The sequence below is a fragment of the Bacillus sp. FSL W8-0645 genome (assembly GCF_038007905.1).
GTDB lineage: Bacteria > Bacillota > Bacilli > Bacillales > Bacillaceae > Bacillus > Bacillus pumilus.
The window spans coordinates 978521-1005233 of record NZ_JBBOYC010000001.1 but is presented as its reverse complement, the minus strand read 5'-3'; the positions used below and the strand labels follow the sequence as shown (position 1 = coordinate 1005233).

Below are 26713 nucleotides of genomic sequence, written 5' to 3'. Positions count from 1 at the left end.
TGTTTGGTTCATTCTATGTTCACAGGGACGTTATTTAGTATTTAAAGGTGTCTGTAAAAACTCAATCCCTTTGACAATTTCCTGTTTCGCTTCCTCATCGCTTTCCCGCTCAAGGGCTTTTTCCAGTTCTGGGAGCAGCTCCTCATCGCCAATTTTCCCTATTGCCCAAGCAGCCGTGCCCCGAATAACAGGTCTTGGATCCTTGTGCATCAAATCAATCAACACGGGTAAGGCAGATGTATCTTTAAAGTGAGCAAGTGCCAAAATCGCATTTCGCTGAATTGGCTTTTTTCCCCGCCATGAACCTGAAACATGACCGTATTTTTCCTTAAACTCACGATTACTGATCGTAAGAAGCGGCTTTAAGAGCGGCTTCGCAATTTCAGGGTCCGGCTCCATTTCAGGATGCAGGTGAAAGTCCTTCCGTTTATTGATCGGGCAGACAATTTGACACGTATCACATCCGTACAATCGATTTCCTATTTTCGAACGAAATTCGTCAGGCAAAAATCCTTTTGTTTGCGTTAAAAAGGAAATACACCGTTGAGAATTCAGCTGTCCTGGATTCACAAGTGCACCAGTTGGACACGAATCTACACACTTATTACACGTTCCGCACTGGTCTTCAATTTTTTCATCCGGTTCAAATGGGACATTTGTGATCATTTCAGCCAAATACACGTAAGACCCAAACTCTGGCGTGATAATCATACAGTTCTTCGCACTAAAACCTATGCCAGCGCGTTCCGCTACTGCACGATCAGATAGTTCCCCTGTGTCCACCATTGATTTTGTCCGTATATCGACATGTTTACTCCGCAAGAATTCTTCGAGCATATCAAGCTTTTTTTTCAGCACAACATGATAATCTGTTCCCCAAGAAGCACGGCAAAAAATCCCTCTTCTTGCATCCTTTGTACTTCGAGGAGCATCTTTCATTTTGGAAGGATACGCGAGCGCTATCGCAACAATTGATTTGGCCTTCGGAAGCAGCAAAGAAGGGTTTGTTCGCTTCTCTATGTCAGGCTCTTCAAAGCCTGACAAATACCCTAACGATTCATGTAAGATGAGGCGGTCTTTTAATGAATCAAATGTATCAGCACTTGCAAATCGGATTTTATCGACACCAATTTCTTTCGCATATTGAATCAATTCTTCTTTTAATTTTCCAACATGAATCACCTTGCAAACCTCCTTTCTTTGTTTCTTCTGTTGTTTTCAGTATAATACGAGTGTATCATGACCGATTGGAGTGAGTCACTGTGAAGATACATATGGAAATTTCTCATCCTGACAACCCGTCTATCCATGTTGGACAGATTGAATATTCGCATATTGAAGTTGGCACATCCCCTCAAATGTTAAAAGGCCGGCTCCGCCTGTTTCAAGAATCTTTATTCTTTGAATACGAAGATAAAGTATTAGAAGAAGTACCAGCAATCAAAGAATGGACGGACCTTTTAAAAGACGTTCCTTTCCTGCCAATTCTTGCTGATATCCAAAAGGAACAATTTATTGACTCGACCAATTCCGTACAGGATTTATCGATCTTTTTCTCTTTAAAATATTTCTTGCCTATCCTGACATTCGATGCTGATCGTCTAGAAGAGCCGCTTTCACTAGCAAAACATGAGAGTGGTCACATTGAATGGCAGGACAACGCAGGACTTAAAGGATTATTTTCTCAACCAAGTAAAGCACACATTTCTCAAGACACAAAAAACATTTTGCAAATCATCCTGTTTCCGCCATCTATTTCCCGGGAAAAGAGTGAAGCTCTCATCCAATCCTTGACGAAGATGTTTGTACAAATACATGGTGGAGAAAGTAAATATGAACTTATTGAAAAAGCACTGTAGCTTGACAGTGCTTTTTCACATTATACTGACATAATAAAAAACGCAACACTTCGTTTATCTAAGAAACGAAATACTGCGTTATTAACAAAAATTATGTATTGGAGCGGGTGATGAGAATCGAACTCACGACATCAGCTTGGAAGGCTGAGGTTTTACCACTAAACTACACCCGCATCAATAAGCAACGTCATCGCGTTGACCTTTATTATGTTACAACTTCCTAAACAATTCGTCAAGAGAATATGAAGATTTTTCGTCAAAAAACTTCATATTCTCCGTATATATTACGATAGTTATTTATCGATCTGCAAATACACCAAATAAGCCTGCTTCACACCTTTTAATTCTTCTTTTAGATTCTTTTCAGAATCTGTTAAACCAGAAAACTCATAGTTCATTCCAGTTGTGATGGTAGTAGAAATTAATTTTTTCTCTCCAGGAGACATGTGAAAAAGATTTGCCTCTGTTATCGTTGTGTTTCCTCCGACGTCCTCTTTAAAATCCACGCTAGTTGCGAGCTTCGTTTGTTCGCTCTGCTCTTTATCTTTCCACAAGCTATACGTTACATTTAGCAGATCATCTTTTTTCTCTTCTAGCTGATAGATAAATTTCACACTGTTATCGACACCATTTTGATGAAGTTTCATGGTGATTTTTTTTGTATCTTCTTTCAATAATTGTCCATCCTTGTAATGCATACCTATTAAAGAAACACTTTTAACACTTTCTTTTAGTCCCTTCACTGTCATCGCTTCAAATGATTCATCTGATAATGATTTCAGAAGATTTTTTTCATTTTTTGTTAGTTTCATAGGTTCGACAGTTATTTCATCTTGAGTTGCTGTTTCCTTATTTTTGTCTGTTGCAGGTTTTTCTGATACCGTCTTCTCTGTCGTCAATGTTTCTTCAGCCTTCTCACCGCATCCTGCTAATAGAAAAACAGTAAATAAAAGAATACTCCATTTCTTAATCATTGATATCCCCTTTTATACATTTATTCTTTATTATACTAAAATTTAGTTGATTATACAAAAAAAGATTAGGAAAATTCTCCTAATCTTTCGCTTTTTTCTGCTTCATGGCTGATAAGAAAGCCACAATGAGAAAACTCGCGGCAAAAATCACAATCATATAAATAAAAAAGTTTGGCTTGATTTGAAAAGTAAATGCGGATGAACCTTCCATCTCAAAAGCGAGACTGTTAAATAATAAAGCATCATTCGTTTTTGATTGAAATAAATGATAGAACAATACACCGATTGTCAGCATCGGAAAGCCTAAAAACCCCAGAAAACCACCAACAATAGCACCTTGTTTCATCGCCTGTACGTTCATGATCGTTGTCCTCCCATTCCCCCAAGCAATAGCTGCTTCATAATGGATTTACCATCCCCCATAAACGGAAGAAGATAGAGTAATTGAATAAAATATGTGATTGAAAAAATAAAGAAGCCGGTCGAGATTGGATTTTCTTTTAGACATAATACGGTCACAATGATCCCTGCTGCTCCGATCACACCTGGGACAAGCGGCCCAAGCAGCGTAATCCATACCTGCTTCTTCTGAAACGGATCTAATACTGGTCTTACAAATTTCACAGACATCATATCACTTGCAAAAAAGCCTTGTGGACCATCCCTTCCCGCAAATTTTCGATGAGCATAGCCGTGTGCTGCCTCATGTAATGCGGTCCCGGTAATTAATCCAAAATATATAATTGTAAAATAAATCGCAATGGCTGCAATCGACCGGTCGGGAATGAATAAAAAAGCGATCCCTGCCATGACCATAAAAAGCATCCAGAAAAAGATGATTTTACGCGTCACCATGAGTAATGCTGTCCCAAAAATATGAAAGAACGAGTGACCAGTGCAATCAAATCGTTCCTTCATTTTCACTTGATACTGTTTGAAAAATTGACAGCAGGCTGTCACAATTCGATATGGTGATTGATAATGAATAGACAGTAAGTGGTGCTGATTCAACCCCATCATCAGTTGATAAAAGTCACGAGAAATCACAGACTCATCGACCTGAAACAAATCGGCGAGCTCTGCGGTAATACTCGCTTCTGTCCTTTTGCCATCTACTTTCGTTAACATATGATAGGCACTTTCATTAATCGGGAGTGTGCTTCCATACTGCGTATCCGTGAGATGTCTCTTTTGTAAGGTCACATACGGCGCAAGTGCCGGTACCCGCTCAATCTTTAGCTTATTGTTAAGAAGTTGAATCATGTGAATACCTCCATGAAAAACCTTTGTATATGGCAAAGATGAGCAGACCTTCAAATGCAGCTACAAGCAGCCACTGAAGCGTTTGACTCGACTCCCCTATGACATAGTTTCCAATAAAAACAATCGGAATCATGAGTAAAATAAGTGCTCCAAATGAAAAAATGCCTGTGTAGGGATTGTTCCGATCAAGCGGAAGTAAAATACCTACCACATAAAAGAGCGCAGTGGCATTGCATAAGACAGCGGCCCCAATCAATACGTTCCAAACCTGATCAGGAAGCGTCATCGTTGTCAGCATGAAGATTGCTATTTGCAGTACACCAACAAGCAAAAGCCCGATAAACTTATACAGAGCCACTTCCCACGATCTTAGGCCAAATGTTTTGTACATCCCCAGCATTCGTTTATCATTGCCAAATGAATTGAAGGCGGTTAATCCAGCAAGAGCGCAGAGAACAAAAAACGCTTCTTCTTCAAAGCGGAACCCAAACTGATAACGGACGAATAAGATCACAATGAGGAGTATGAGAAAGTTTAAAATGTTTTCTTCATTTCGCACCTGTGATTTCATTTCCTTTACAATAAGTGACCATTTTTTTGAAGAAGAGAACGGCAGTTTATTTAAAAAGGTTAACGCTTTTTTCTCTGCCATAATCGGCATCATCGCAAGAGAAAGAAATGCGCCGCCCGCCGATAAAAGGATGACCAGGATCAAAATTGCATAGTTTATCCCTTCAGGAGACATTCCTTGAGCCGCTAAGAAAAACGGTGCTGTAAAATACATCAAATGATAATCAAACTGTATATATGATTGCTGAATTTGATTGATATCAAAATGCGTCATTCCATACGCTACAACCAGTGCTAATAAAACAAAGATCGCTGCAAATTTTTGCAACGGTAATTTTAATTTCAGAACGATCAAATAGGTAATATTATAAATGAGTTGCAAAAGCATTAAGACAAAAAGCGATTGCAAAATCACCATCAAAAAGAACGTAAAAATAAAGAAAATACCTATTCCCTGGGCAATAAAATTAGGTAACAGCAGAATACCGATAAAAAATAAAACAAGCCCTGCCACCACTGTCACCATCGGAATAAAGTATCCGAGGCTTTTCTGAAAGGTAGAAAGCGGGAACCAGCTGAGCTGCATAGAAAAACGGTCTTGCTCAGGCGTCCTGACTTTGATCAAAATGAATAACAGGCTTGTAAAGATGGATGCATTGATCGCCATTGACACAACGAGTAATCCAAGTGAACGTTCATCGCCATTTAAGAATGCCTTCATAAAGACACCCGTAAAACTGTATCCGATGATGGCGCCCATTGTCACTGCAAACAAAAAGAATAAGATCACAATGATCCGCTTCGTCTGAGTATCAAAGAGCTTATACATCTCCTGCTGCCACATTTTAAGCATCATTCTAGAAATGATTAATGATTTCATCAAAATGTGCACCCCTATCACTTAACATTGAAGCTTTCAGAAACACCTGTTCCAATGTGCTTGATTGATACTTCTCCTTTAAGGCTGAGACCGTTCCTTCATCCATTTTAATTCCCTTAGAAATAATGGCGATTTTATGGCACAGCTCTTCCGCTGAAAGCATATCATGCGTTGAAAGCAAGATCGCACCATGGTGCTCGGTATAACGTTTCATCAGTTTCTTTGTGTTTATAACCGCTTCAATATCAAGTCCTCTAAAGGGCTCATCCATGATCACCAATTGACTATCAAGCATAAAGGCGGCAATCAGCTGTGTCTTTTTTTTCATACCATGTGAATAGGTTTCAATCGGTCTTGATAAAGCCGAGTCCATATCAAACAGTTCAATTAGTTGATTTCTTCTGTGAATTGTTTTACATTCATACATAGAAGAAACAAAATCTAAATATTCAGCACCAGTCAATGCTTCAGGGAGTAGCAGATCATCTGGAACATAGGCTACTTGTTTTTTAAAGGATGGTTCGTCATTTGTGACGTCCTGCAAAAGAATCGTTCCTTCTGTATGCTTAATGATGCCGAGTATACAGTTAATCATCGTTGTTTTACCGGAACCATTCGGTCCAGCAACAGCAACGATTTGATGAGGGTCGATTTTTAAATGAAAATCTTTGACAGCAGTCACGTTATTTTTATACGTCTTGGTTAATTTCTCGATCGTAAACATATAACCTCCAAGTGTCTGCATATTCTTTAAAAACAGATCAGGCTAAACCGCCCGCCACAGACGGTTTAGCCCTGGTGTCATTTCATAGAAGTAAAAAGATGAATCCTAAGTATAGCTACTTACATTCAATTTGGACTTTTAAGCCACTTTCCCACTGAACGGCTCCTGTAAAGCTACCCTTGCCGTTTGCTAAACACCAAACTGCTGCTCCTAGAACAACTGTTGCTCCCAATCCAAGAAGGACAGCAACAAATACTAAGAACCAAGCTTGGTCCATAATAGCAGGTTCCATAGTGGAATAGTCAACTTGCGGCGCTGCATAAGTCATACTTTTCACCTCCCAGCTTATGATGATCGTATCATAGGCTTCACTCTCCAAACATCAACAGAAGATCCCATTTTTGACCGAACATACTTTCGGAAAAAATGTGACCTTTTATTCAATTCTTCACTTTTAAGTGTAGGACCCCTATCTTATTATCTAGTTTTTCGCAATCCATAAGAACCACAAAACCCATATAATGTCAATTAAACCAGCTTTTTTCTTCTTTTTTTGAAATAGTCCTTATTTATCAATCCCTTTATATATTCTTTCTTTTTTGTGAAATAGAAAGAATTCCCCCGATATATCAGATAAAAAAGTCCTAATTATATGTCGTTATCACACCATTTATGAAATATTTACTGATGATTCCGACAAAAGAGTGAGCATATTTTCCTTCTTCTCTTGTCACTTAAAATATGTATATACAAGAAAGCCCCTTGGGAAAAAAGCCCTTTCCTTTCTTGAGTCACATCCAACATATGACTCGCTTCTTTCTATGGAAGAGCAACTTACTGCATAGGCATTCCTATGATTTCACTAGCTGGCAATGATTTATTACTTTCAAAAAAACTGATCCGCACTCTCTAATGAAACAATCCCTCTTTACATCAACATGTCCACACCTTTCCTCATTGAAATAAAAAAAGTCCATCAACTTTATTTATTATTTTTTTCAGATTTATCTAAAAAATGATTGACCAGGCACGAAACAACATTTATAGTCTTATTAAATATTTCTTATCAAACTAGTTGGTTTTATTTAGTAAAAGGAGGATACACATATGTCAGAAGAACGTCCATTCCGTTTAGAAACAAAAGCCATTCATGCAGGTCAGGAGCTTGATTCAGCTACCTATTCAAGAGCCGTTCCTATTTACCAAACAAGCTCTTTCGGTTTTAGAGATAGCGAGCATGCGGCGAATTTATTCGGACTGCAGGAACCCGGAAATATTTATTCTCGCATTATGAACCCTACAAATGATGTCTTTGAAAAACGGATCGCTGAGCTTGAGGGCGGCATTGGTGCACTTGCTGTCTCTTCTGGACAAGCAGCGACCACTTATTCTATTTTAAACATTGCAGGAGCTGGTGACGAAATTGTCTCCTCCAGCAGCCTTTATGGAGGCACATACAATTTATTTGCCCATACACTCAAAAAACTCGGCATTACAGTGAAATTTGTTGATTCGTCCAATTTAGAAGAACTCGAAGCCGCAATTACAGACAAAACGAAGGCAGTATATGCAGAGAGCATTGGGAATCCTAAAGGCGACATTCTACATATTGAAGCCATCTCAGCCATTGCACACAAGCACCATATTCCGCTTATTGTGGACAATACGCTCGCAAGTCCCTATTTATTGAGACCGATCGAATTTGGTGCAGACATTGTCGTCCATTCCGCTACGAAATTCATTGGCGGTCATGGTACATCAATTGGCGGTGTCATTGTCGATAGCGGCAAGTTTCCTTGGGCCGACAGTGATAAGTTCAAAGGGCTGACTGAACCAGATCCAAGTTATCACGGTCTGACGTATACTGAAGCAATTGGAGAAGCGGCTTATATCACAAAAGCACGTGTACAGCTCTTACGGGATTTAGGAGCAGCCTTGTCACCTTTCAACTCATTTTTACTTCTGCAAGGCCTAGAAACTTTGCATCTGCGTCTCGAGCGGCATAGTGAAAATGCATTAAAAACAGCGCAGTTCTTACAAGATCACCCTCTTGTAGATTGGGTAAGCTACCCAGGTCTTAAAAGCCATGAATCTCATGAGCTTGCTCAAACCTATTTGCCAAAAGGACAAGGCGCCATTCTCACATTTGGTATTAAAGGTGGACGAGAAGCTGGTAAAAAGCTCATTGATTCTGTTAAGCTGTTCTCACACCTTGCAAATGTGGGCGATTCTAAATCACTGATTATTCACCCTGCCAGCACAACGCATCAGCAATTAAGTGAAGCAGAACAAAAAGCGACAGGCGTCACACCAGAGCTCATTCGTTTATCTGTTGGAACAGAAGCGATTGAAGACATTATTGCAGATCTTGAACAGGCGATCACAAAAAGCCAGGCTGAATGAAAATAAAAAAAAGCACACAGAGGTGTGCTCAGATTGTAGAGAAACTCATGTTTTTCTACAATCTTTTTTATTTTCATCGTAATGATGATGGATGAGATTTAATGAAAAAGGCCTCCCACACACCTAACCTAGCTTCGCTAGGTGTGTGGCAATCTTCTTCATGTTCTGGCACGCAGCTGTGAGAAGAACTTGCTCACTCACATTCTGTTTTCCCCTCAACCGGCAGTAGCGAAGCCCATGCAGTTGTTTTGAATCTGCAAAGCTTCGCTCTATTTTTTCTTTTCTCTTTTTATATAGCTTTTTTCCAGAGACAGACAGACGATTTTGTCTGACCTTTTCTTTGTGTTCCTCCCAAACATGTCTTGAGATCACTTTTTGATGATTTTTCGATCTTGTACAGCTCTCGAGGAAAGGACACGAGATGCATTTTTTAGGGTCTGATTTGTAGTACCTATAACCTTTTCGATCAGTTGTCGTATATAACAGCTTCTCACCATTTGGACATATGTAATGATCTTGTTCAGAATCATACTGGAATTTCCACTTCTCAAATAATCCTCTTGTTGGATGAAAGCGTCTATGTGCGATGACACCAAAAATACGGCGATCGGATAAACCTTTACAGATTGGCGTTGTCAAATAACCAGAATCAAGGGCAACCGCTTCTACTTGAAAACCAAATCGGGCGATTTGGTAATCCAATCGATCAAGATACGGAACGGAATCATGGACATTGCCGGGTGTGACATGTGCATCCGTGATGATATTGTACTTCATATCCGTTGTACGATGGTCTAAGTAGAAAAAGCCTTCCGGTTTGTTTTCACGATAAAGATAGCCACTTTCAGGATCAGTCGTACTTTGGCGAATGTCTCTTTTCGTTTGCACCTCCTCTTTTACCTTTAAGGGCTTTTTTCCGTGTGCCACCCGATCTTCTTGGATCGCTTCTTCTAAATCATTTATATAGTTCTGAGTATCTTGTTCAATCGTTTTTCTCGTATATTTATGTTTATTGGCATTGGCTTTAAGATGAGTCGAATCAGTAAAAAGAACGCGGCCTCCTACCATATCATGATTGATGGCTTGAAGCACAATTTCATCAAAAATGTCTTGAAAAATCATTGTATTTTTGAATCGAGTACGACGATTCCAGCTAATGGTCGAGTGGTGGGGAACGGGGTCATTGATGTTCAAACCTAAAAACCATCTATACGCCATGTTATAGTAAATTTCTTTTTCAAGTTGTCTTTCAGAACGGATACCGTACAGGTAACCGATAAACATCATTTTGAACAAAATAAGTGGATCAAGAGAAGGGCGACCTTTATTCTCGCTATAATACGGTTTTACTTTATCTACGATAAATGAAAAATCAATGTACTGATCAATTTTACGAAGCAGGTGATCCTCTTCGACCAGTTGATCTAGCAATACAAATTCGGCTTCGTGCTGAGAAGAATTTCTAGTGTGGAACATGAGAAAAACACCTTCCTTTAGTATGCTTTTCTCTATTATAAAACGGGGGAATGGAAACTTTAAGGGGAAAAATAAAGCTGTCGAGATTTTCTCGACAGCCTGAGCACACAGAGGTGTGCTTTTTCTATTTCATTCATTATTAAGTAGTCGAACGTCTTGGAAAGGATAAAACACAAATGATGTCGTTCCTTGAATATCACTCTTTGTAAAAAGACCTAAGCCATTGCGGCTGTCCATTGATTTTTGACGATTGTCACCCATGACAAAATACTTGCCTTTTGGAACGGTAAGAGGGCCAAAATCAGGTGTCAACAAGGTCCCATCTGCGGCTGCTTTCTTTTTGTTTGACGTTAAGTAAGGCTCCGCCACTTTTTGACCATTGACATATAGCTGGTCATTTTTCATTTCAATTTTATCACCAGGTAAACCAATTAATCGTTTGACATAATGAGTGCTACGGTCTTCCCCATCAAGAACAATAATCTGTCCCCGTTTGTAATCGCCGAAATAATCAACCGTCTTATTCACAAAAACCCGCTCTGTATCTTGTAATGTTGGTTGCATAGAAGTCCCTTTTACAATGTACGGTGCGAATAAAAAGTTACGAATGATAAAAACAGCAATGAATGCAATTAAGATTGCTTTGAGCCAGCCCCATACTTCTGATTTCTTTTTTTGTGTTTTTGTATTTGTTGTCATAAGCTCCTCCTGAAATCCCCTAGGACGAAATGAGTTCCGCTAGCTGCACGCCAGCATCACGCTTGTATCACCCTAAATATAAACATATTTTGCCAACAAATCAAGCGATGAGAGAGAAAAAGGCAAGCACCCTTCTGTGCTTGCCCAAAACTCAGTTACTTAGTAGAAGTATCCTCTTCTTTTTCTTTTGATTTACCATAGAAATAATCAGATGGATTCACTGGTTTAAAATCAGACAGCTTATGGAATCGAAGAAGATCCCTATAAAGCACTTTATCTGAAAGGCTTAACTGATTATCGACACGGGCTTTAATCGCCTCTGTCTTTTTATTTTGTTTCACAACTTTACCTGTTTTTGTATCGTAGACAGTGTTATCTACAAGTGTATATTTTGGTGTCACATAGTTTCCGTTACGGAATGCAACAGTTTGATCATGCTTCTTAGAGAATAGATCTGTTCCAAAATTCACATACTCATTTGAATCAATACCTTGTAAGTGAAGAAGCGTAGGCATCACGTCTACTTCACCACCATACGTATGGTTCACGCCGCCCTGTTTGCCAGGAATACGAATCATGAGTGGTACACGCTGGTTTTGTGCATTTTGATAAGGTGTAATTTCTTTCCCTTGAATTTCACTCATTGCACGGTTATGGTTTTCAGAAATACCATTATGATCACCATATAATAAAATGACAGAGTCTTTATACATACCTGATTTTTTCAAGTCTTTAAAGAATTGCTCTAATGACTCATCTAGATATCTTGCTGTTTGGAAGTAGTTATCTACTGTTTTGTCACCAGTTGTTGCCTTAGCAATCGTTGCATCTTTTTCATCTAAATTAAATGGATAGTGATTAGTCAATGTCATTAAATGTGCATAAAATGGTTTTTTCATTGACTCTAGCATCGGGATTGATTCTTTAAAGAATGGTTTATCCTTCAGACCCATATTCACAAGATTTTCTTCATCCATGTTGTAATGTGAAGCATCGAAGAATTGATCATATCCCATATGCTTATAAATCGTGTCACGGTTCCAGAAAGATTTGTAATCCCCGTGAAGCACTGCGCTCGTATAGCCTGCTTTTTGATCTAGGATGGCAGGGAGTGATTGGTAAGTATTTTCACCTTTTGTCACAAACGCTGCTCCCTCTGGCAAGCCGAACATACTATTATCCATCATTAGCTCAGCATCAGCTGTCTTTCCTTGACCTGTCTGATGGAAGAAGTTATCGAAATACGTAAAGTCCTCTTTACCATGAGCCAGTTTGTTTAAAAACGGTGTCACTTCTTCTCCATTTAGTTTGTAGTCAATTAAGAAAGACTGGAAGCTTTCTAAATGGATTTTAATAATGTTTTTCCCTTTAGCTTTACCGAAATACTCTGCGTTTGGCTTTGCATAGTGAGAAGCTGTATAGTTTACAACATCCGTTAAATCTTCACTGCTCGCATTTGCTACCTGTGTTGCATTTTGTGCTGATTGTACTCCATCATAAATCGTATAATTATAAACACCTAAATATTTGACAACATACTTGTGATCAAATGTTCTTGTTAATAATTCTGGACGGTCCTTTTCAGCTAAATGAAGGTTTACAAAGAACAGTCCTACACCTGCAGCCACAATCAACAGTGCAAATGTCTTTTTCATTTGGAATTTCTTCACTTCTGGTCTCCAAATCACAATCGTAATCAAGATAATAATATCAAGGAAATACAAAAGGTCATGCGGCTTAATACTAGATAACACACCGCCAGTCATGCCTCCTCCAAGATTGCCTGCTTGCTTCATTGTGGAGAAAGTCAAAAAGTCATCAAAGAAACGGTAGTACGCTACATTCGCATATAAAAGTGCGGTCATAATAAAGTCAATGACAATTAAAACAATGGCAGATTTACGACCCTTCAAAAAGAGAGCCAGTCCCAAAAACACAATGGCTGAACTAAATGGATTTAATAAGAGAAGACCCTCTTGAAAAGAACCTTTCACTCCTAAATTAAAGTCCATTTTGTAGGTTGCGTACGATTTCGCCCAAAATAAAAGGACAGCCAATACAAAAAAGCTATATTTGTTCGCAAATATTTTTTTCATAAAACCTCTTCTTTCTTATTATCGTTCTGATATAAATGAAATCATAAAAAATTTACATTGATTTTGCAAATGTAAATCTTCTTCACCAAGCATTCCGATGCTCTGTTTCCGCCGGATATATGTGCTCCTTTAATATAACGAATGAGAAGCATCATAGGTTTCAAAAAAAAATACGAGTAAATAAAAGGAAAAATATCCATTTACATTTCATTTACACACACTTTGCAATTCAATAGATGAAGAAGGGTTTGTAAATCACTCAGTACTACTTTACTTTTTTCATCTATTCATGTCAAAGTAATTATAAAGAAAAGGAAGAATCACCTAGGCTTTTCGACTCATTTACCCAAATATATACAAAATTCGATACCTGGCAGGAGCAAGTTGACTCCTCTGAAACACAAGAAAAGCTCACACTGGATCAATTTATGAGCCGCATCTCACTTGAAAGTCTGCATGCTTACCCAGATGGAGAGTTTGAAGTCTACTGTCATGACGGTGATTTATTTTGGGGACATGTCATCATTGTCTCAGGCAATATCAATGGCACATTTCAAGATGCCCACATTGCAGGCTAAAGATTGGAGGGATAAGTAATGGAGATCAAGGCTTTTCATGAATTAAAACAACTAGGAAAAACACCCGTCGTGGCTAAGATTGGCGGCTTTCGTCCTGATCCAACAGCACACAGCTGGTTTGCCGGTCATTTCTTCATCCACCCCGATCAAGGCTGGCCCGCAGACCAAGATGGCGTCATGATTCCGATCTTACAAATTTATTTACCTGAAGTGCCAGGAGGATTGAACGAATTCAATGAATGTAAAATGATTCAAATCTTTCTCAACCAGAAAGCACTTCCGATGGATATCACAAAAAACGGCGAAGGCTGGAAGCTCATTGAATATGCAGATATGGAAGGATTAGAAGTAGTTGAAACTCCTGAAGAAGTGAGAGGACTCAAACCCTTTCAAATCCAATGGAAGGAAAGTGAGCAAGAAGACTACCCTTGCTGGGAAGAAGCGTGGTCATACGTCGATTTATCAGAAGTGAATAAAAGTGAAGAAGCGACGGACCACTTCTTTAATCAATACACAAATTATTCGTTCACAAAAATCGGTGGATATGGGGCGTATATTCAATCCCCACCCCATCAACAACAAGGCGAATTCATGCAGCAAATCGCCTCAGAAGCAAAACCTCGGTTCATGATTGGTGATAACGGCACGATGTATTTCTATTACGACAAAGACACAAAAGAATGGTCTATGCATTGAGATTGTTTTTAAAGTTTTATTGAATGAAACCTTTCCTCCTTCTAAGCGTAGGAAATAATATGGAAGGAGGAACCAACATGGGATTCATTCTCGATATCTTTTCACTTGCTGTATTTATCCCTTTTCTACAGGTAGATGAAGAGGATATCTCTAGAAACGCAGCCCATCTCAAAAAACATAGCTGGTTTCATGAGTTATTAAATGATCCAGCTTACAGACATCTCATCATTTATCATCCAGATGTCCGCCAAGTCATTGGCAGATGTAACACAGATAAACTTCATCAGAAGCGATACAACTTAAAATGCGAACGTAAAGTGCTGAAAGCATTACGTCGTGCCAAGTAAATGGACAAAAGGGCCGCGCTTTCCTGTGGCTCTTTTCATCGTTCTCTAAGAAAACATTTGACGCCTGGACAACTCTCCCCGTATATTATGTATAAATCCATCTTTTTCATAGAAAAGGGGGCTTTACATGCGCTTGTTTAAGTACTGGAGAAAAAAGCAGCCTAAACAACAGATCACCTCAGAAATGAAAGAAGAAAGCATCCCAATCAACTTCTCCTCACTTCCCTTTGGTACAGACACAGTAGATGATTTTTTGTTCAATTTAGACCTCACCTCGAAGCTCACAGATTCCTATAAAGAAACAGATCCGAACAAATGAACCTATCCTCATCCAATCCTGGATGATTTTTTTATACTCGATGAAAGGTGTGGCCCATGAAAACATATTATATCGTCAGACACTGCCAAGCCAATGGACAATCCGAGGATGCGTCTTTAACGCCTCATGGCATCGCACAATCTCATGCACTAGCACAGTTTTTTAATGGCATTCACCTCAATCAGATCATCTCAAGCCCCTATAAGCGAGCGATCCAAACCACTGAGCCCCTTGCTCATGCAAGACAACTCAGAGTGAAAATTGATCAGCGTCTTTCTGAACGTGTGCTAAGCCTCAAACCAATGGACGATTGGTATGAGAAACTAAAGCTCAGTTTTACGGACTTACACCTGACTTGTGAAGGCGGTGAATCAAGCCTTGAAGCCTTGAACCGCATTGTAGAAGTACTATACGAACAAATAAATTCAGGAAAAGATCGTACCCTATTCGTCACACATGGCAATCTTATGAGCCTGCTTCTTAAACATGCCGATCCCACGATTGGATTCAAAGAGTGGGAGAAACTAAGCAATCCAGATGTCTATGTCCTGAAATATTTCAAACCAGATCATATAGAAATAGAGCGAATATGGCATAAATAAACGGGAGAATGAATTCTGCCGTTTCCTCATCTATTGTTGATAATAAAAAGCCTCTACCCACTCATACGGCTTCTTACGCTCCGCACACCATTTCATGAAGCCTCTTGTCTCCGTTTGCAGAAATTTCTTCCAGTCCGATAAAAGCTGATCATAATAGGCTGCTTGTTTTTCAACATTGGTACGAATCCTCTTATCTTCGATCAGCATCATGACATCTTCAATGCCTTGAATTCGCTCTTGATCTCTCTCATAGGTGCTTAAATAAAGATCTTCATGTATATGATGAAACGAATACCACAAAGCCGATAAATAGATTTCACAAATTTGTACAATGACACGCTGTTCCTTGCTACCTCCAAGCCCTAATGCCTTCAATAAATAGGGCAACCCTTCTCCCTGATGCACAAACAATCCCTGCCAGCGATACGGTCTCACATCCATAGGATCAACCTTCTCCCACTCTTGCAGAACAGGCTGAATCACCCCAATTATCAATGGATACACAAGCAAATGATGACCATCCTCAAACCGTTCAATCTTCTCAAAGAGCCAATCAACAAATGAACGCCGTGCTGCAAAATCGTTCTCCTTCATCTCTTCAACAAAAAACTGAAGAACCTTTAACGCATCTTTACGCAGACCCTGTTCTTTCTTCACACAGTACTGTCTAAAAAGCGGATAATCATGTGATTCCTCGTCTTCAATGATGGTCTGTAATATCGTCTTCATTTGCAAGTTAACAACTCCGCCTTTTACATTTTTTAGAAGCCCTTGGCATCCTCAAATCCATTCTTTTCGGTGTTCATGAATGAATTGAATATCTTTTTGATAATGTTCAAGGTGCCCCTCATGAATCATTTTTTGAAAAGCTATATCACCTTCACTCGCTTTTCGTTTCATGTACTGACATAACCCTTTTAAACGCAGCAGCACCATATCCAAATAATCTTCTGCTATTTTCTCCCCATAAGATTCAAAAAACAGTTTCACTCTATGCTTTATATGGTCTGCATGTTCTGATGAATGATAGTTCACGATCTCTCCTGTTTCGGTACGAAAAAATCTACTGAGAGGTACACAAGTATACAGAGTATATGCGATATCCCACAGCCTTGGACCAGGAGCAGCTACATCAAAATCAATGATTCCTACTGGTTTTTCATTATTGAAAATGATATTGTACATAGCAAAATCATTATGGCACACAACCTCTATGTTGTTAGGCGTATTGTCCATTCGTTCCCAATCGTCTGAAATGGGAAAATCACGAACAGCATCATGATACAGTCTAAGCACTCTCGCTATTTCTTTTAAGGCATGGTGAGAGCACATGTATTCTTTTAAGGGATCATGACCGGCTACGCCTTCAATGAAGGACAATATCTCTCTACCTTTCTCATCAACCCCTAAAAACTTTGGAGCATAGGAGAAATTCTTTTTTTCTAAATGATTTAGAATATTTTGGATATTGATATTATCTGACTTTACTTCTCGACGAACCGTATCTCCAAAACGATATACGTTCGAGACATTTCCACCTGTCAATAACTCTTCATGATCATTCTGTTTTTTCATAAATTCTCCCCTCAAATTGGGTCACAATGATGATATCAGCTAAAGATGTGTATTTACCCAAATATTCATTTAGTTACACAAAAAGGTAGTACACACTGTTTTATGGGAATGCGCTACCCCATTTTATTTCCTTACATGATTAAATGTATCTTATCAAATGTTGCAAATCATCTAAAGATTATTCTGCTAAAAGAAGTACATGCTCATTATTTTTTAATAGGTTTCTATTTTTATCTAAATAACTCATTCAAACCACAAAAAAACGTTTCACCACGAGGGTGAAACGTTAGGTTGACGGTAAAAACCGATCATGAAACTTTTAATAGAATAGATACCGGTGGCCGGGGTCGAACCGGCACTCCGTGAGGAACACGATTTTGAGTCGTGCGCGTCTGCCAATTCCGCCACACCGGCATGATCATTAAAGAGCGCAACTTATGATAAAAAACATGGTGCCGAGGGCCGGACTTGAACCGGCACGGTAGTCACCTACCGCAGGATTTTAAGTCCTGTGTGTCTGCCAATTCCACCACCCCGGCAGTCTTTTTCAAAAAGGCGACACCCGGATTTGAACCGGGGATAAAGGTTTTGCAGACCTCTGCCTTACCACTTGGCTATGCCGCCATTATTGGAGCGGAAGACGGGATTCGAACCCGCGACCCCCACCTTGGCAAGGTGGTGTTCTACCACTGAACTACTTCCGCAAATCAACTGGGCTAGCTGGATTCGAACCAACGCATGACGGAGTCAAAGTCCGTTGCCTTACCGCTTGGCTATAGCCCAATAATAAAATGGGGCGATTGATGGGAATCGAACCCACGAGTGCCAGAGCCACAATCTGGTGCGTTAACCACTTCGCCACAACCGCCATAGATGTTATGAATCATATTAAGAAAATTGGCAGGGGCAGTAGGAATCGAACCCACACCGGAGGTTTTGGAGACCTCTGTTCTACCTTTAAACTATGCCCCTATGAAAATAAAAATGGTGGAGGGGGGCGGATTCGAACCGCCGAACCCGGAGGGAGCGGATTTACAGTCCGCCGCGTTTAGCCACTTCGCTACCCCTCCACATTTGAAAAACAGTGCCGGCAAGAGGACTTGAACCCCCAACCTACTGATTACAAGTCAGTTGCTCTACCAATTGAGCTACACCGGCAAATAGTGGTGGCTCGGGACGGAATCGAACCGCCGACACACGGATTTTCAGTCCGTTGCTCTACCAACTGAGCTACCGAGCCAAGTATTCATTTTAAAAATGGCGGTCCGGACGGGACTCGAACCCGCGACCTCCTGCGTGACAGGCAGGCATTCTAACCAACTGAACTACCGGACCATTTTGGTTGTACTCAATGAGCACTCCACATTGGTACATAAAATAATTTGGTTGCGGGGGCAGGATTTGAACCTGCGACCTTCGGGTTATGAGCCCGACGAGCTACCGAACTGCTCCACCCCGCGATGATATAAAAGATATGGTGGAGGATGACGGGCTCGAACCGCCGACCCTCTGCTTGTAAGGCAGATGCTCTCCCAGCTGAGCTAATCCTCCAAATAAAAAATACTGGTGTATATTCTATAAAATGGTGACCCGTACGGGATTCGAACCCGTGTTACCGCCGTGAAAGGGCGGTGTCTTAACCGCTTGACCAACGGGCCCTTTATTATGTAAATTGTGGCGGAGAGCAAGGGATTCGAACCCTTGAGACGGGGTTACCGCCTACACGATTTCCAATCGTGCTCCTTCGGCCACTCGGACAGCTCTCCAAATTGGCTCCGCAGGTAGGATTCGAACCTACGACCGATCGGTTAACAGCCGATAGCTCTACCACTGAGCTACTGCGGAATGAAGAAAGCCTGGCGATGTCCTACTCTCACAGGGGGAGACCCCCAACTACCATCGGCGCTGAAGAGCTTAACTTCCGTGTTCGGTATGGGAACGGGTGTGACCTCTTCGCCATCATCACCAGACAATTTAGTGACAAAAGATATTATACTATGTATTGAAAATAAATCAAGAGATATTTAAAAAATGTTCTCTCAAAACTAGATAACAATGTTCAAGCTTCACATTAGAATATAGGTTAAGTCCTCGATCTATTAGTATCTGTCAGCTCCACGTGTCACCACGCTTCCACCTCAGACCTATCAACCTGATCATCTTTCAGGGATCTTACTTCCTTGCGGAATGGGAAATCTCATCTTGAGGGGGGCTTCATGCTTAGATGCTTTCAGCACTTATCCCGTCCGCACATAGCTACCCAGCGATGCCCTTGGCAGAACAACTGGTACACCAGCGGTGCGTCCATCCCGGTCCTCTCGTACTAAGGACAGCTCCTCTCAAATTTCCTGCGCCCGCGACGGATAGGGACCGAACTGTCTCACGACGTTCTGAACCCAGCTCGCGTACCGCTTTAATGGGCGAACAGCCCAACCCTTGGGACCGACTACAGCCCCAGGATGCGATGAGCCGACATCGAGGTGCCAAACCTCCCCGTCGATGTGGACTCTTGGGGGAGATAAGCCTGTTATCCCCGGGGTAGCTTTTATCCGTTGAGCGATGGCCCTTCCATGCGGAACCACCGGATCACTAAGCCCGACTTTCGTCCCTGCTCGACTTGTAGGTCTCGCAGTCAAGCTCCCTTGTGCCTTTACACTCTGCGAATGATTTCCAACCATTCTGAGGGAACCTTTGGGCGCCTCCGTTACATTTTAGGAGGCGACCGCCCCAGTCAAACTGCCCACCTGACACTGTCTCCCTGCCCGATAAGGGCAGCGGGTTAGAAGGTCAATACAGCCAGGGTAGTATCCCACCGATGCCTCCACCGAAGCTAGCGCTCCGGTTTCCAAGGCTCCTACCTATCCTGTACAAGCTGTACCAACATTCAATATCAGGCTGCAGTAAAGCTCCACGGGGTCTTTCCGTCCTGTCGCGGGTAACCTGCATCTTCACAGGTACTATAATTTCACCGAGTCTCTCGTTGAGACAGTGCCCAGATCGTTGCGCCTTTCGTGCGGGTCGGAACTTACCCGACAAGGAATTTCGCTACCTTAGGACCGTTATAGTTACGGCCGCCGTTTACTGGGGCTTCAATTCGCACCTTCGCTTACGCTAAGCGCTCCTCTTAACCTTCCAGCACCGGGCAGGCGTCAGCCCCTATACTTCGCCTTACGGCTTCGCAGAGACCTGTGTTTTTGCTAAACAGTCGCCTGGGCCTATTCACTGCGGCTTCTCGGGGCTTTAACACCCTAAGAAGCACCCCTTCTCCCGAAGTTACGGGGTCATTTTGCCGAGTTCCTTAACGAGAGTTCTCTCGATCACCTTAGGATTCTCTCCTCGCCTACCTGTGTCGGTTTGCGGTACGGGCACCTCTCACCTCGCTAGAGGCTTTTCTTGGCAGTGTGGAATCAGGAACTTCGCTACTAAATTTCGCTCGCCATCACAGCTCAGCCTTTACGGGAAACGGATTTGCCTATTTCCCAGCCTAACTGCTTGGACGCGGATATCCAATACCGCGCTTACCCTATCCTCCTGCGTCCCCCCATTGCTCAAATGGTGAGGAGGTGGTACAGGAATATCAACCTGTTGTCCATCGCCTACGCCTTTCGGCCTCGGCTTAGGTCCCGACTAACCCTGAGCGGACGAGCCTTCCTCAGGAAACCTTAGGCATTCGGTGGACGGGATTCTCACCCGTCTTTCGCTACTCATACCGGCATTCTCACTTCTAAGCGCTCCACCAGTCCTTCCGGTCTGACTTCACAGCACTTAGAACGCTCTCCTACCACTGTTCGTAAGAACAGTCCGCAGCTTCGGTGATACGTTTAGCCCCGGTACATTTTCGGCGCAGAGTCACTCGACCAGTGAGCTATTACGCACTCTTTAAATGGTGGCTGCTTCTAAGCCAACATCCTGGTTGTCTAAGCAACTCCACATCCTTTTCCACTTAACGTATACTTTGGGACCTTAGCTGGCGGTCTGGGCTGTTTCCCTTTCGACTACGGATCTTATCACTCGCAGTCTGACTCCCAAGGATAAGTCATCGGCATTCGGAGTTTGACTGAATTCGGTAACCCGGTAGGGGCCCCTAGTCCAATCAGTGCTCTACCTCCGAGACTCTTACCTTGAGGCTAGCCCTAAAGCTATTTCGGAGAGAACCAGCTATCTCCAGGTTCGATTGGCATTTCACCCCTACCCACACCTCATCCCCGCACTTTTCAACGTGCGTGGGTTCGGGCCTCCATTCAGTGTTACCTGAACTTCACCCTGGACATGGGTAGATCACCTGGTTTCGGGTCTACGACCACGTACTCATGCGCCCTATTCAGACTCGCTTTCGCTGCGGCTCCGCATCTTCTGCTTAACCTTGCACGGGATCGTAACTCGCCGGTTCATTCTACAAAAGGCACGCCATCACCCTTTAACGGGCTCTGACTACTTGTAGGCACACGGTTTCAGGATCTATTTCACTCCCCTTCCGGGGTGCTTTTCACCTTTCCCTCACGGTACTGGTTCACTATCGGTCACTAGGGAGTATTTAGCCTTGGGAGATGGTCCTCCCGGATTCCGACGGAATTTCACGTGTTCCGCCGTACTCAGGATCCACTCTGGAGAGAACAACATTTCAGTTACAGGGCTGTTACCTTCTTTGGCGGGCCTTTCCAGACCTCTTCGCTTATATCGTTCCTTTGTAACTCCGTATAGAGTGTCCTACAACCCCAAGAGGCAAGCCTCTTGGTTTGGGCTGTTCCCGTTTCGCTCGCCGCTACTCAGGGAATCGCATTTGCTTTCTCTTCCTCCGGGTACTTAGATGTTTCAGTTCCCCGGGTATGCCTTCTCATACTCTATGTATTCAAGTATGGATACTACTCCATTACGAGCAGTGGGTTTCCCCATTCGGAAATCTCCGGATCAAAGCTTGCTTACAGCTCCCCGAAGCATATCGGTGTTCGTCCCGTCCTTCATCGGCTCCTAGTGCCAAGGCATCCACCGTGCGCCCTTTCTAACTTAACCATTTCTTACTTTAGAAAGAATCACTATGTGTGATGAACTTTGCATTGCATTCAATGTGAATGTATTACTTATTGTTATCTAGTTTTCAAAGAACAATCCTGTCTCGCTAGAGACATGTCTTGAAGGAATGATCCTTCAAAACTAAACAAGACGAAAACGCACACTGCTCCATATATCCTTAGAAAGGAGGTGATCCAGCCGCACCTTCCGATACGGCTACCTTGTTACGACTTCACCCCAATCATCTGCCCCACCTTCGGCGGCTGGCTCCATAAAGGTTACCTCACCGACTTCGGGTGTTGCAAACTCTCGTGGTGTGACGGGCGGTGTGTACAAGGCCCGGGAACGTATTCACCGCGGCATGCTGATCCGCGATTACTAGCGATTCCAGCTTCACGCAGTCGAGTTGCAGACTGCGATCCGAACTGAGAACAGATTTATGGGATTGGCTAAACCTTGCGGTCTCGCAGCCCTTTGTTCTGTCCATTGTAGCACGTGTGTAGCCCAGGTCATAAGGGGCATGATGATTTGACGTCATCCCCACCTTCCTCCGGTTTGTCACCGGCAGTCACCTTAGAGTGCCCAACTAAATGCTGGCAACTAAGATCAAGGGTTGCGCTCGTTGCGGGACTTAACCCAACATCTCACGACACGAGCTGACGACAACCATGCACCACCTGTCACTCTGTCCCCGAAGGGAAAGCCCTATCTCTAGGGTTGTCAGAGGATGTCAAGACCTGGTAAGGTTCTTCGCGTTGCTTCGAATTAAACCACATGCTCCACCGCTTGTGCGGGCCCCCGTCAATTCCTTTGAGTTTCAGTCTTGCGACCGTACTCCCCAGGCGGAGTGCTTAATGCGTTAGCTGCAGCACTAAGGGGCGGAAACCCCCTAACACTTAGCACTCATCGTTTACGGCGTGGACTACCAGGGTATCTAATCCTGTTCGCTCCCCACGCTTTCGCTCCTCAGCGTCAGTTACAGACCAGAGAGTCGCCTTCGCCACTGGTGTTCCTCCACATCTCTACGCATTTCACCGCTACACGTGGAATTCCACTCTCCTCTTCTGCACTCAAGTTTCCCAGTTTCCAATGACCCTCCCCGGTTGAGCCGGGGGCTTTCACATCAGACTTAAGAAACCGCCTGCGAGCCCTTTACGCCCAATAATTCCGGACAACGCTTGCCACCTACGTATTACCGCGGCTGCTGGCACGTAGTTAGCCGTGGCTTTCTGGTTAGGTACCGTCAAGGTGCGAGCAGTTACTCTCGCACTTGTTCTTCCCTAACAACAGAGCTTTACGATCCGAAAACCTTCATCACTCACGCGGCGTTGCTCCGTCAGACTTTCGTCCATTGCGGAAGATTCCCTACTGCTGCCTCCCGTAGGAGTCTGGGCCGTGTCTCAGTCCCAGTGTGGCCGATCACCCTCTCAGGTCGGCTACGCATCGTCGCCTTGGTGAGCCATTACCCCACCAACTAGCTAATGCGCCGCGGGTCCATCTGTAAGTGACAGCCGAAACCGTCTTTCATCCTTGAACCATGCGGTTCAAGGAACTATCCGGTATTAGCTCCGGTTTCCCGGAGTTATCCCAGTCTTACAGGCAGGTTACCCACGTGTTACTCACCCGTCCGCCGCTAACATCCGGGAGCAAGCTCCCTTCTGTTCGCTCGACTTGCATGTATTAGGCACGCCGCCAGCGTTCGTCCTGAGCCAGGATCAAACTCTCCGAGGTATGCAGGATGCATATCACACATGCGTTGCTACACGATGTAGCGAACTTAGCATGTGATCATTTCCTGCCTCGTCAGCGTTTGACTGACTACCTATGATATATCATAGGATTTTTTTATAAAAACTCGAATTAACAGGTACGTTTTGTCTTGTTTAGTTTTCAAAGATCATCTTCGTCGTCTCTCAGAGGCGACTTTCTTAATATAACATTTTGACGCTGTGTGCGTCAAGTGTTTTTTAGAATTTCTTTTTGTCAGCTTTTCTTTCAAAGCAACTTGGTTGCTCGTTAGCGACGTATAATAATATACCATCATAATATTTAGGCGTCAATATCTTTTTTCACAAAATATCCTCGATGATAGATTTTTTGTCCCTTTGTCTCAATCGGCTCCACTTGAACAATTCCTTTTTCCACAAAGAAATCAATCATGACGCTAAGGTCAGGCGTGAAATACTTGAGGTCAGGATGCGCGAGAAGCTCGCCAAAAAGCCATATATCTTGCTGTTCCATGACATGACGCAAATGAGCGGCGCCAATTTCTGCTTTTGAATGGATCAAAAAGTCATTTGCTAAAAATAAAAGTTCCAAACGCTTATGAAGGCTTTCGTGGCTTTCAATGAGTTCTGAATAAAGTTTATATACTTCCGGTTCCATATGACGCACCTGATTCCAAACTGTCACTTCTGGGTGGAAACCTTTATCGATCACTTCAATACGTGCCAAATGATGCAGAGCATGCACAATTGAATTATATGCATCAAGGAATTGATTTGACTCAAAAAATGCTTTTCCTTCTATATATCTGCGAATTAACTTGCCGTATTCTAAGCCGATTTTAAGTTTGCGGTTTGAAAATGGGAATGTACTCAGGTCATCAATTAAATTGAAAATATATTCATTTCGATCAAATAGGACTTTCCCATTCAAAATCCAATCAATGATTCGGCGGTTCGTGCCAAGGGTAATCCATTCCTTCAACTGCTCATCTGTGACAATATTTAAAGAAGCTGTTTGGTGATCGGATTCATAGTGCTTGATAAATAACGGCTCTTCCGCTTCTTTTACAATGACTAGAAGAGCTGCATCAAAGTTATCCGTCTCAGAAGATACCTTGTGTCTTCTTTCTACTATAATCACAGCCAATGTGTCTGGATGGCTTGCTCTCTCTTGATAAATAGGACGGAGAAGATTTTCCATAGTGATTCCTCCAATACTCGGGTGTAAAGTTCTTCTCTAATGCTATGTATTTCTCCTCATAGAATCAAAATTCCTTCAATTCAAGAAAAAAGATCATTGAATCATTATAAGCAATTTATTCACAAAACTCTATAACTAATTCAAACGGAAAGGTAAAATGTGCTATATTGGAGACAAGGGGGGCTAGGGATGGCGAAATACTCCAGTAAGATTAATAAAATCAGAACATTTGCACTTAGTTTGGTTTTTGTTGGCTTTCTGATCATGTATATCGGTGTGTTCTTCAAGGAATCGATTTGGCTGTCGACTTTCTTTATGCTGCTCGGCGTCTTATCGATCGGATTGAGTACAGTGGTTTACTTTTGGATCGGTATGCTTTCTACGAAGGCAGTCCGTGTCGTATGTCCAGGCTGTGAGAAGGAAACAAAAGTGCTTGGGCGGGTGGACATGTGCATGCATTGCAGAGAGCCGCTTACACTCGATCAAGCATTAGAAGGCAAAGAGTTTGATGAATCCTACAATCGAAAAAAGTCATAAAAAAAGCTGACCATTTAACCGGTCAGCTTTTTCATTAATGATTTTCTTTTTTCGCACATTCTTGACAAGTCCCATAGATCTCCAAGCGATGATGACTCACTGTAAAGCCCGTCACATGGGATGCAAGCTGTTCAACTTCATCAAGGCCAGGATAATGAAAGTCCACTATTTTTCCGCAGTTTTCACAAATCGCATGGTAATGGTCAGATGTCGCAAAATCAAATCGGCTTGAGGAATCACCGTACGTTAATTCCTTTACTAATCCAGATTCCCGGAAGACTCGTAAATTGTTGTAAACCGTTGCGACACTCATATTTGGAAATTTCCCTTCAAGTGCTTTATATATATCGTCCGCGGTTGGGTGAGTCATAGAATTTACGAGAAACTCCAAGATGGCATGGCGCTGCGGAGTAATTCGAACACCGGTTTCTTTTAAAGCATCTAAAGCGTCTTTTAGTTCGTGAGCAGCCATTTCATCATGCACCTCTCTTCAAAAATATTCTTATATTATAATCTTTATAAATAGTGTACCCCCAGAGCCGAATCTTTGTCAATTACAATCCTCTTTTTTACCTATTCTTCTTCACAAAAAAGACCGGTGTGTCTGCCGGTCCTATCCTGTGATGATATTAAGCGTGAGCTTTCAGTTCCTCAAGCGCTTCTTCTACGTGGTCTTTCACCTTAACTTTTCTCCACTCTTTCACAAGCGTTCCTTCTTTATTAATAAGAAACGTTGAACGTTCGACGCCCATGTATTCTTTGCCAAAGTTCTTTTTCAGCTTCCATACTCCAAAGGCTTCAGACAATTTCTGTTCATCGTCTACAAGAAGTAAGAACGGTAAATCATGTTTTTCTTTAAACTTCTGATGCTTGTCCTGACTGTCTGGGCTTACGCCAATAATGACAGCATCTAATTCTGCAAAGCTTTGATGGCGATCTCGGAAATCACATGCTTCTGTTGTACAGCCGGGTGTCATATCTTTTGGATAGAAATAAAGGACAATGTGTTTTCCTTTAAAGTCAGAAAGCTTTACTTTCTCCCCGTTGTCACCGGTTAATTCAATTTCAGGTACTTGCTGGCCTACTTCGATTGTCATAACACAATCCCTCCAACCTATTTTTAAATAGCCTATCCAATTTTGAGAAGATATTCAACTAAGGACGCTTGCATCGGCAT

Annotated in this window: 23 protein-coding genes, 17 tRNA genes and 3 rRNA genes; 8 read left to right on the top strand and 35 right to left on the bottom strand. The window is 42.2% G+C overall.

The window, feature by feature from the left end:
• Nucleotides 1-30 precede the first annotated feature (30 nt).
• Nucleotides 31-1179, bottom strand: a complete 1149-nt coding sequence (gene queG / locus NST39_RS05010) for a tRNA epoxyqueuosine(34) reductase QueG (RefSeq protein ID WP_341029940.1) — start codon at nucleotides 1177-1179, stop codon at nucleotides 31-33.
• 83 nt (nucleotides 1180-1262) lie between these two features.
• Between queG and NST39_RS05005 the strand changes: the two genes are divergently transcribed.
• Nucleotides 1263-1859, top strand: a complete 597-nt coding sequence (locus NST39_RS05005; RefSeq protein ID WP_445662380.1) for a hypothetical protein — start codon at nucleotides 1263-1265, stop codon at nucleotides 1857-1859.
• Nucleotides 1860-1958: 99 nt separating this feature from the next.
• Here the strand turns inward: NST39_RS05005 and NST39_RS05000 are convergent.
• From NST39_RS05000 to NST39_RS04970, 7 genes are all read right to left on the bottom strand, one after another.
• Nucleotides 1959-2032, bottom strand: a tRNA-Gly gene (locus tag NST39_RS05000).
• A gap of 120 nt (nucleotides 2033-2152) precedes the next feature.
• The gene (locus NST39_RS04995) at nucleotides 2153-2833 is read right to left on the bottom strand and encodes a hypothetical protein (RefSeq protein ID WP_341027368.1); all 681 of its coding nucleotides are present in this window, start codon (nucleotides 2831-2833) and stop codon (nucleotides 2153-2155) included.
• A gap of 79 nt (nucleotides 2834-2912) precedes the next feature.
• Nucleotides 2913-3194 carry a hypothetical protein gene (locus tag NST39_RS04990; protein WP_060595836.1) on the bottom strand — a complete coding sequence of 94 codons (282 nt, stop codon included), beginning with the start codon at nucleotides 3192-3194 and terminating at the stop codon, nucleotides 2913-2915.
• Entirely contained in the window at nucleotides 3191-4096 is a 906-nt protein-coding gene (locus NST39_RS04985) for a PqqD family protein (protein ID WP_044141629.1), read from the bottom strand. The genes NST39_RS04990 and NST39_RS04985 overlap by 4 nt, the downstream gene beginning before the upstream one ends.
• A complete protein-coding gene (locus NST39_RS04980; RefSeq protein WP_044141630.1) occupies nucleotides 4080-5546 on the bottom strand; it encodes a hypothetical protein in 1467 nt (488 codons plus the stop codon). The genes NST39_RS04985 and NST39_RS04980 overlap by 17 nt, the downstream gene beginning before the upstream one ends.
• The gene (locus NST39_RS04975) at nucleotides 5524-6270 is read right to left on the bottom strand and encodes an ABC transporter ATP-binding protein (protein WP_044141631.1); all 747 of its coding nucleotides are present in this window, start codon (nucleotides 6268-6270) and stop codon (nucleotides 5524-5526) included. The genes NST39_RS04980 and NST39_RS04975 overlap by 23 nt, the downstream gene beginning before the upstream one ends.
• Before the next feature lie 115 nt (nucleotides 6271-6385).
• A complete protein-coding gene (locus NST39_RS04970) occupies nucleotides 6386-6598 on the bottom strand; it encodes a hypothetical protein (RefSeq protein WP_003211695.1) in 213 nt (70 codons plus the stop codon).
• Between the two features lie 779 nt (nucleotides 6599-7377).
• On the opposite strand from NST39_RS04970, the gene NST39_RS04965 reads away from it, so the two are divergent.
• Nucleotides 7378-8673: a homocysteine synthase gene (locus NST39_RS04965; protein WP_341027365.1), complete on the top strand. Its 1296-nt coding sequence runs from the start codon at nucleotides 7378-7380 to the stop codon at nucleotides 8671-8673.
• A 123-nt stretch (nucleotides 8674-8796) separates the two neighbouring features.
• Here the strand turns inward: NST39_RS04965 and NST39_RS04960 are convergent, their stop codons facing one another.
• The 3 genes from NST39_RS04960 to NST39_RS04950 all read right to left on the bottom strand — a co-directional run bounded on the left by NST39_RS04960 (nucleotide 8797) and on the right by NST39_RS04950 (nucleotide 12944).
• On the bottom strand, nucleotides 8797-10149 hold the full coding sequence (locus NST39_RS04960) for an IS1182 family transposase (protein ID WP_341027364.1): 1353 nt from the start codon (nucleotides 10147-10149) through the stop codon (nucleotides 8797-8799).
• A gap of 129 nt (nucleotides 10150-10278) precedes the next feature.
• On the bottom strand, nucleotides 10279-10848 hold the full coding sequence (lepB, locus tag NST39_RS04955) for a signal peptidase I (RefSeq protein WP_341027362.1): 570 nt from the start codon (nucleotides 10846-10848) through the stop codon (nucleotides 10279-10281).
• Nucleotides 10849-11003: 155 nt separating this feature from the next.
• Complete coding sequence (locus tag NST39_RS04950) at nucleotides 11004-12944, bottom strand: LTA synthase family protein (RefSeq protein ID WP_341027360.1); 1941 nt, start codon at nucleotides 12942-12944, stop codon at nucleotides 11004-11006.
• A gap of 254 nt (nucleotides 12945-13198) precedes the next feature.
• Between NST39_RS04950 and NST39_RS04945 the strand changes: the two genes are divergently transcribed.
• From NST39_RS04945 to NST39_RS04925, 5 genes are all read left to right on the top strand, one after another.
• Complete coding sequence (locus NST39_RS04945) at nucleotides 13199-13522, top strand: DUF2262 domain-containing protein (protein ID WP_341029936.1); 324 nt, start codon at nucleotides 13199-13201, stop codon at nucleotides 13520-13522.
• Between the two features lie 18 nt (nucleotides 13523-13540).
• Nucleotides 13541-14218 carry a DUF1963 domain-containing protein gene (locus NST39_RS04940; RefSeq protein ID WP_341027359.1) on the top strand — a complete coding sequence of 226 codons (678 nt, stop codon included), beginning with the start codon at nucleotides 13541-13543 and terminating at the stop codon, nucleotides 14216-14218.
• A gap of 77 nt (nucleotides 14219-14295) precedes the next feature.
• The gene (locus NST39_RS04935) at nucleotides 14296-14565 is read left to right on the top strand and encodes a hypothetical protein (RefSeq protein ID WP_341027358.1); all 270 of its coding nucleotides are present in this window, start codon (nucleotides 14296-14298) and stop codon (nucleotides 14563-14565) included.
• Nucleotides 14566-14692: 127 nt separating this feature from the next.
• The gene (locus tag NST39_RS04930) at nucleotides 14693-14884 is read left to right on the top strand and encodes a hypothetical protein (RefSeq protein ID WP_341027356.1); all 192 of its coding nucleotides are present in this window, start codon (nucleotides 14693-14695) and stop codon (nucleotides 14882-14884) included.
• Nucleotides 14885-14940: 56 nt separating this feature from the next.
• Nucleotides 14941-15486, top strand: coding sequence for a histidine phosphatase family protein (locus tag NST39_RS04925; RefSeq protein WP_341027354.1), 546 nt, complete (start codon nucleotides 14941-14943; stop codon nucleotides 15484-15486).
• Between the two features lie 30 nt (nucleotides 15487-15516).
• Here the strand turns inward: NST39_RS04925 and NST39_RS04920 are convergent, their stop codons facing one another.
• From NST39_RS04920 to NST39_RS04815, 22 genes are all read right to left on the bottom strand, one after another.
• Nucleotides 15517-16221: a hypothetical protein gene (locus NST39_RS04920; RefSeq protein ID WP_341027353.1), complete on the bottom strand. Its 705-nt coding sequence runs from the start codon at nucleotides 16219-16221 to the stop codon at nucleotides 15517-15519.
• A gap of 45 nt (nucleotides 16222-16266) precedes the next feature.
• Complete coding sequence (locus NST39_RS04915; RefSeq protein ID WP_341027352.1) at nucleotides 16267-17061, bottom strand: phosphotransferase; 795 nt, start codon at nucleotides 17059-17061, stop codon at nucleotides 16267-16269.
• 332 nt (nucleotides 17062-17393) lie between these two features.
• Nucleotides 17394-17475 (bottom strand) — tRNA-Leu (locus tag NST39_RS04910).
• 36 nt (nucleotides 17476-17511) lie between these two features.
• A tRNA-Leu gene (locus NST39_RS04905) sits at nucleotides 17512-17600 on the bottom strand.
• 14 nt (nucleotides 17601-17614) lie between these two features.
• Nucleotides 17615-17685 (bottom strand) — tRNA-Cys (locus NST39_RS04900).
• Nucleotides 17686-17690: 5 nt separating this feature from the next.
• Nucleotides 17691-17765, bottom strand: a tRNA-Gly gene (locus NST39_RS04895).
• A 7-nt stretch (nucleotides 17766-17772) separates the two neighbouring features.
• Nucleotides 17773-17844, bottom strand: a tRNA-Gln gene (locus tag NST39_RS04890).
• Between the two features lie 9 nt (nucleotides 17845-17853).
• Nucleotides 17854-17929, bottom strand: a tRNA-His gene (locus NST39_RS04885).
• Nucleotides 17930-17959: 30 nt separating this feature from the next.
• Nucleotides 17960-18033 (bottom strand) — tRNA-Trp (locus NST39_RS04880).
• 13 nt (nucleotides 18034-18046) lie between these two features.
• A tRNA-Tyr gene (locus tag NST39_RS04875) sits at nucleotides 18047-18131 on the bottom strand.
• Nucleotides 18132-18146: 15 nt separating this feature from the next.
• Nucleotides 18147-18219: transfer RNA gene (locus tag NST39_RS04870), tRNA-Thr, on the bottom strand.
• 6 nt (nucleotides 18220-18225) lie between these two features.
• Nucleotides 18226-18301, bottom strand: a tRNA-Phe gene (locus NST39_RS04865).
• A gap of 18 nt (nucleotides 18302-18319) precedes the next feature.
• Nucleotides 18320-18396 (bottom strand) — tRNA-Asp (locus NST39_RS04860).
• Nucleotides 18397-18444: 48 nt separating this feature from the next.
• Nucleotides 18445-18521, bottom strand: a tRNA-Met gene (locus NST39_RS04855).
• Nucleotides 18522-18536: 15 nt separating this feature from the next.
• Nucleotides 18537-18612 (bottom strand) — tRNA-Val (locus NST39_RS04850).
• A gap of 32 nt (nucleotides 18613-18644) precedes the next feature.
• A tRNA-Glu gene (locus NST39_RS04845) sits at nucleotides 18645-18719 on the bottom strand.
• Nucleotides 18720-18736: 17 nt separating this feature from the next.
• Nucleotides 18737-18827, bottom strand: a tRNA-Ser gene (locus NST39_RS04840).
• 4 nt (nucleotides 18828-18831) lie between these two features.
• A tRNA-Asn gene (locus tag NST39_RS04835) sits at nucleotides 18832-18906 on the bottom strand.
• Nucleotides 18907-18915: 9 nt separating this feature from the next.
• Nucleotides 18916-19031, bottom strand: a 5S ribosomal RNA gene (gene rrf / locus NST39_RS04830).
• A gap of 109 nt (nucleotides 19032-19140) precedes the next feature.
• Nucleotides 19141-22071 (bottom strand): 23S ribosomal RNA (locus NST39_RS04825).
• Between the two features lie 182 nt (nucleotides 22072-22253).
• A 16S ribosomal RNA gene (locus NST39_RS04820) occupies nucleotides 22254-23802 on the bottom strand.
• The 16S, 23S and 5S rRNA genes sit together here with 16 tRNA genes alongside, the layout of an rRNA operon.
• 318 nt (nucleotides 23803-24120) lie before the next feature.
• Entirely contained in the window at nucleotides 24121-24999 is an 879-nt protein-coding gene (locus NST39_RS04815) for a nucleotidyltransferase-like protein (RefSeq protein ID WP_065097424.1), read from the bottom strand.
• Nucleotides 25000-25188: 189 nt separating this feature from the next.
• On the opposite strand from NST39_RS04815, the gene NST39_RS04810 reads away from it, so the two are divergent.
• A complete protein-coding gene (locus NST39_RS04810; RefSeq protein ID WP_126741963.1) occupies nucleotides 25189-25536 on the top strand; it encodes a YgzB family protein in 348 nt (115 codons plus the stop codon).
• Between the two features lie 34 nt (nucleotides 25537-25570).
• Here the strand turns inward: NST39_RS04810 and perR are convergent, their stop codons facing one another.
• Both perR and bcp read right to left on the bottom strand, forming a co-directional pair.
• Nucleotides 25571-26008: a peroxide-responsive transcriptional repressor PerR gene (gene perR / locus NST39_RS04805; RefSeq protein WP_003217782.1), complete on the bottom strand. Its 438-nt coding sequence runs from the start codon at nucleotides 26006-26008 to the stop codon at nucleotides 25571-25573.
• A gap of 157 nt (nucleotides 26009-26165) precedes the next feature.
• Nucleotides 26166-26633 (bottom strand): thioredoxin-dependent thiol peroxidase, encoded by a 468-nt coding sequence (gene bcp / locus NST39_RS04800; protein ID WP_065097425.1) that lies wholly within the window; start codon nucleotides 26631-26633, stop codon nucleotides 26166-26168.
• Between the last annotated feature and the right edge of the window lie 80 nt (nucleotides 26634-26713).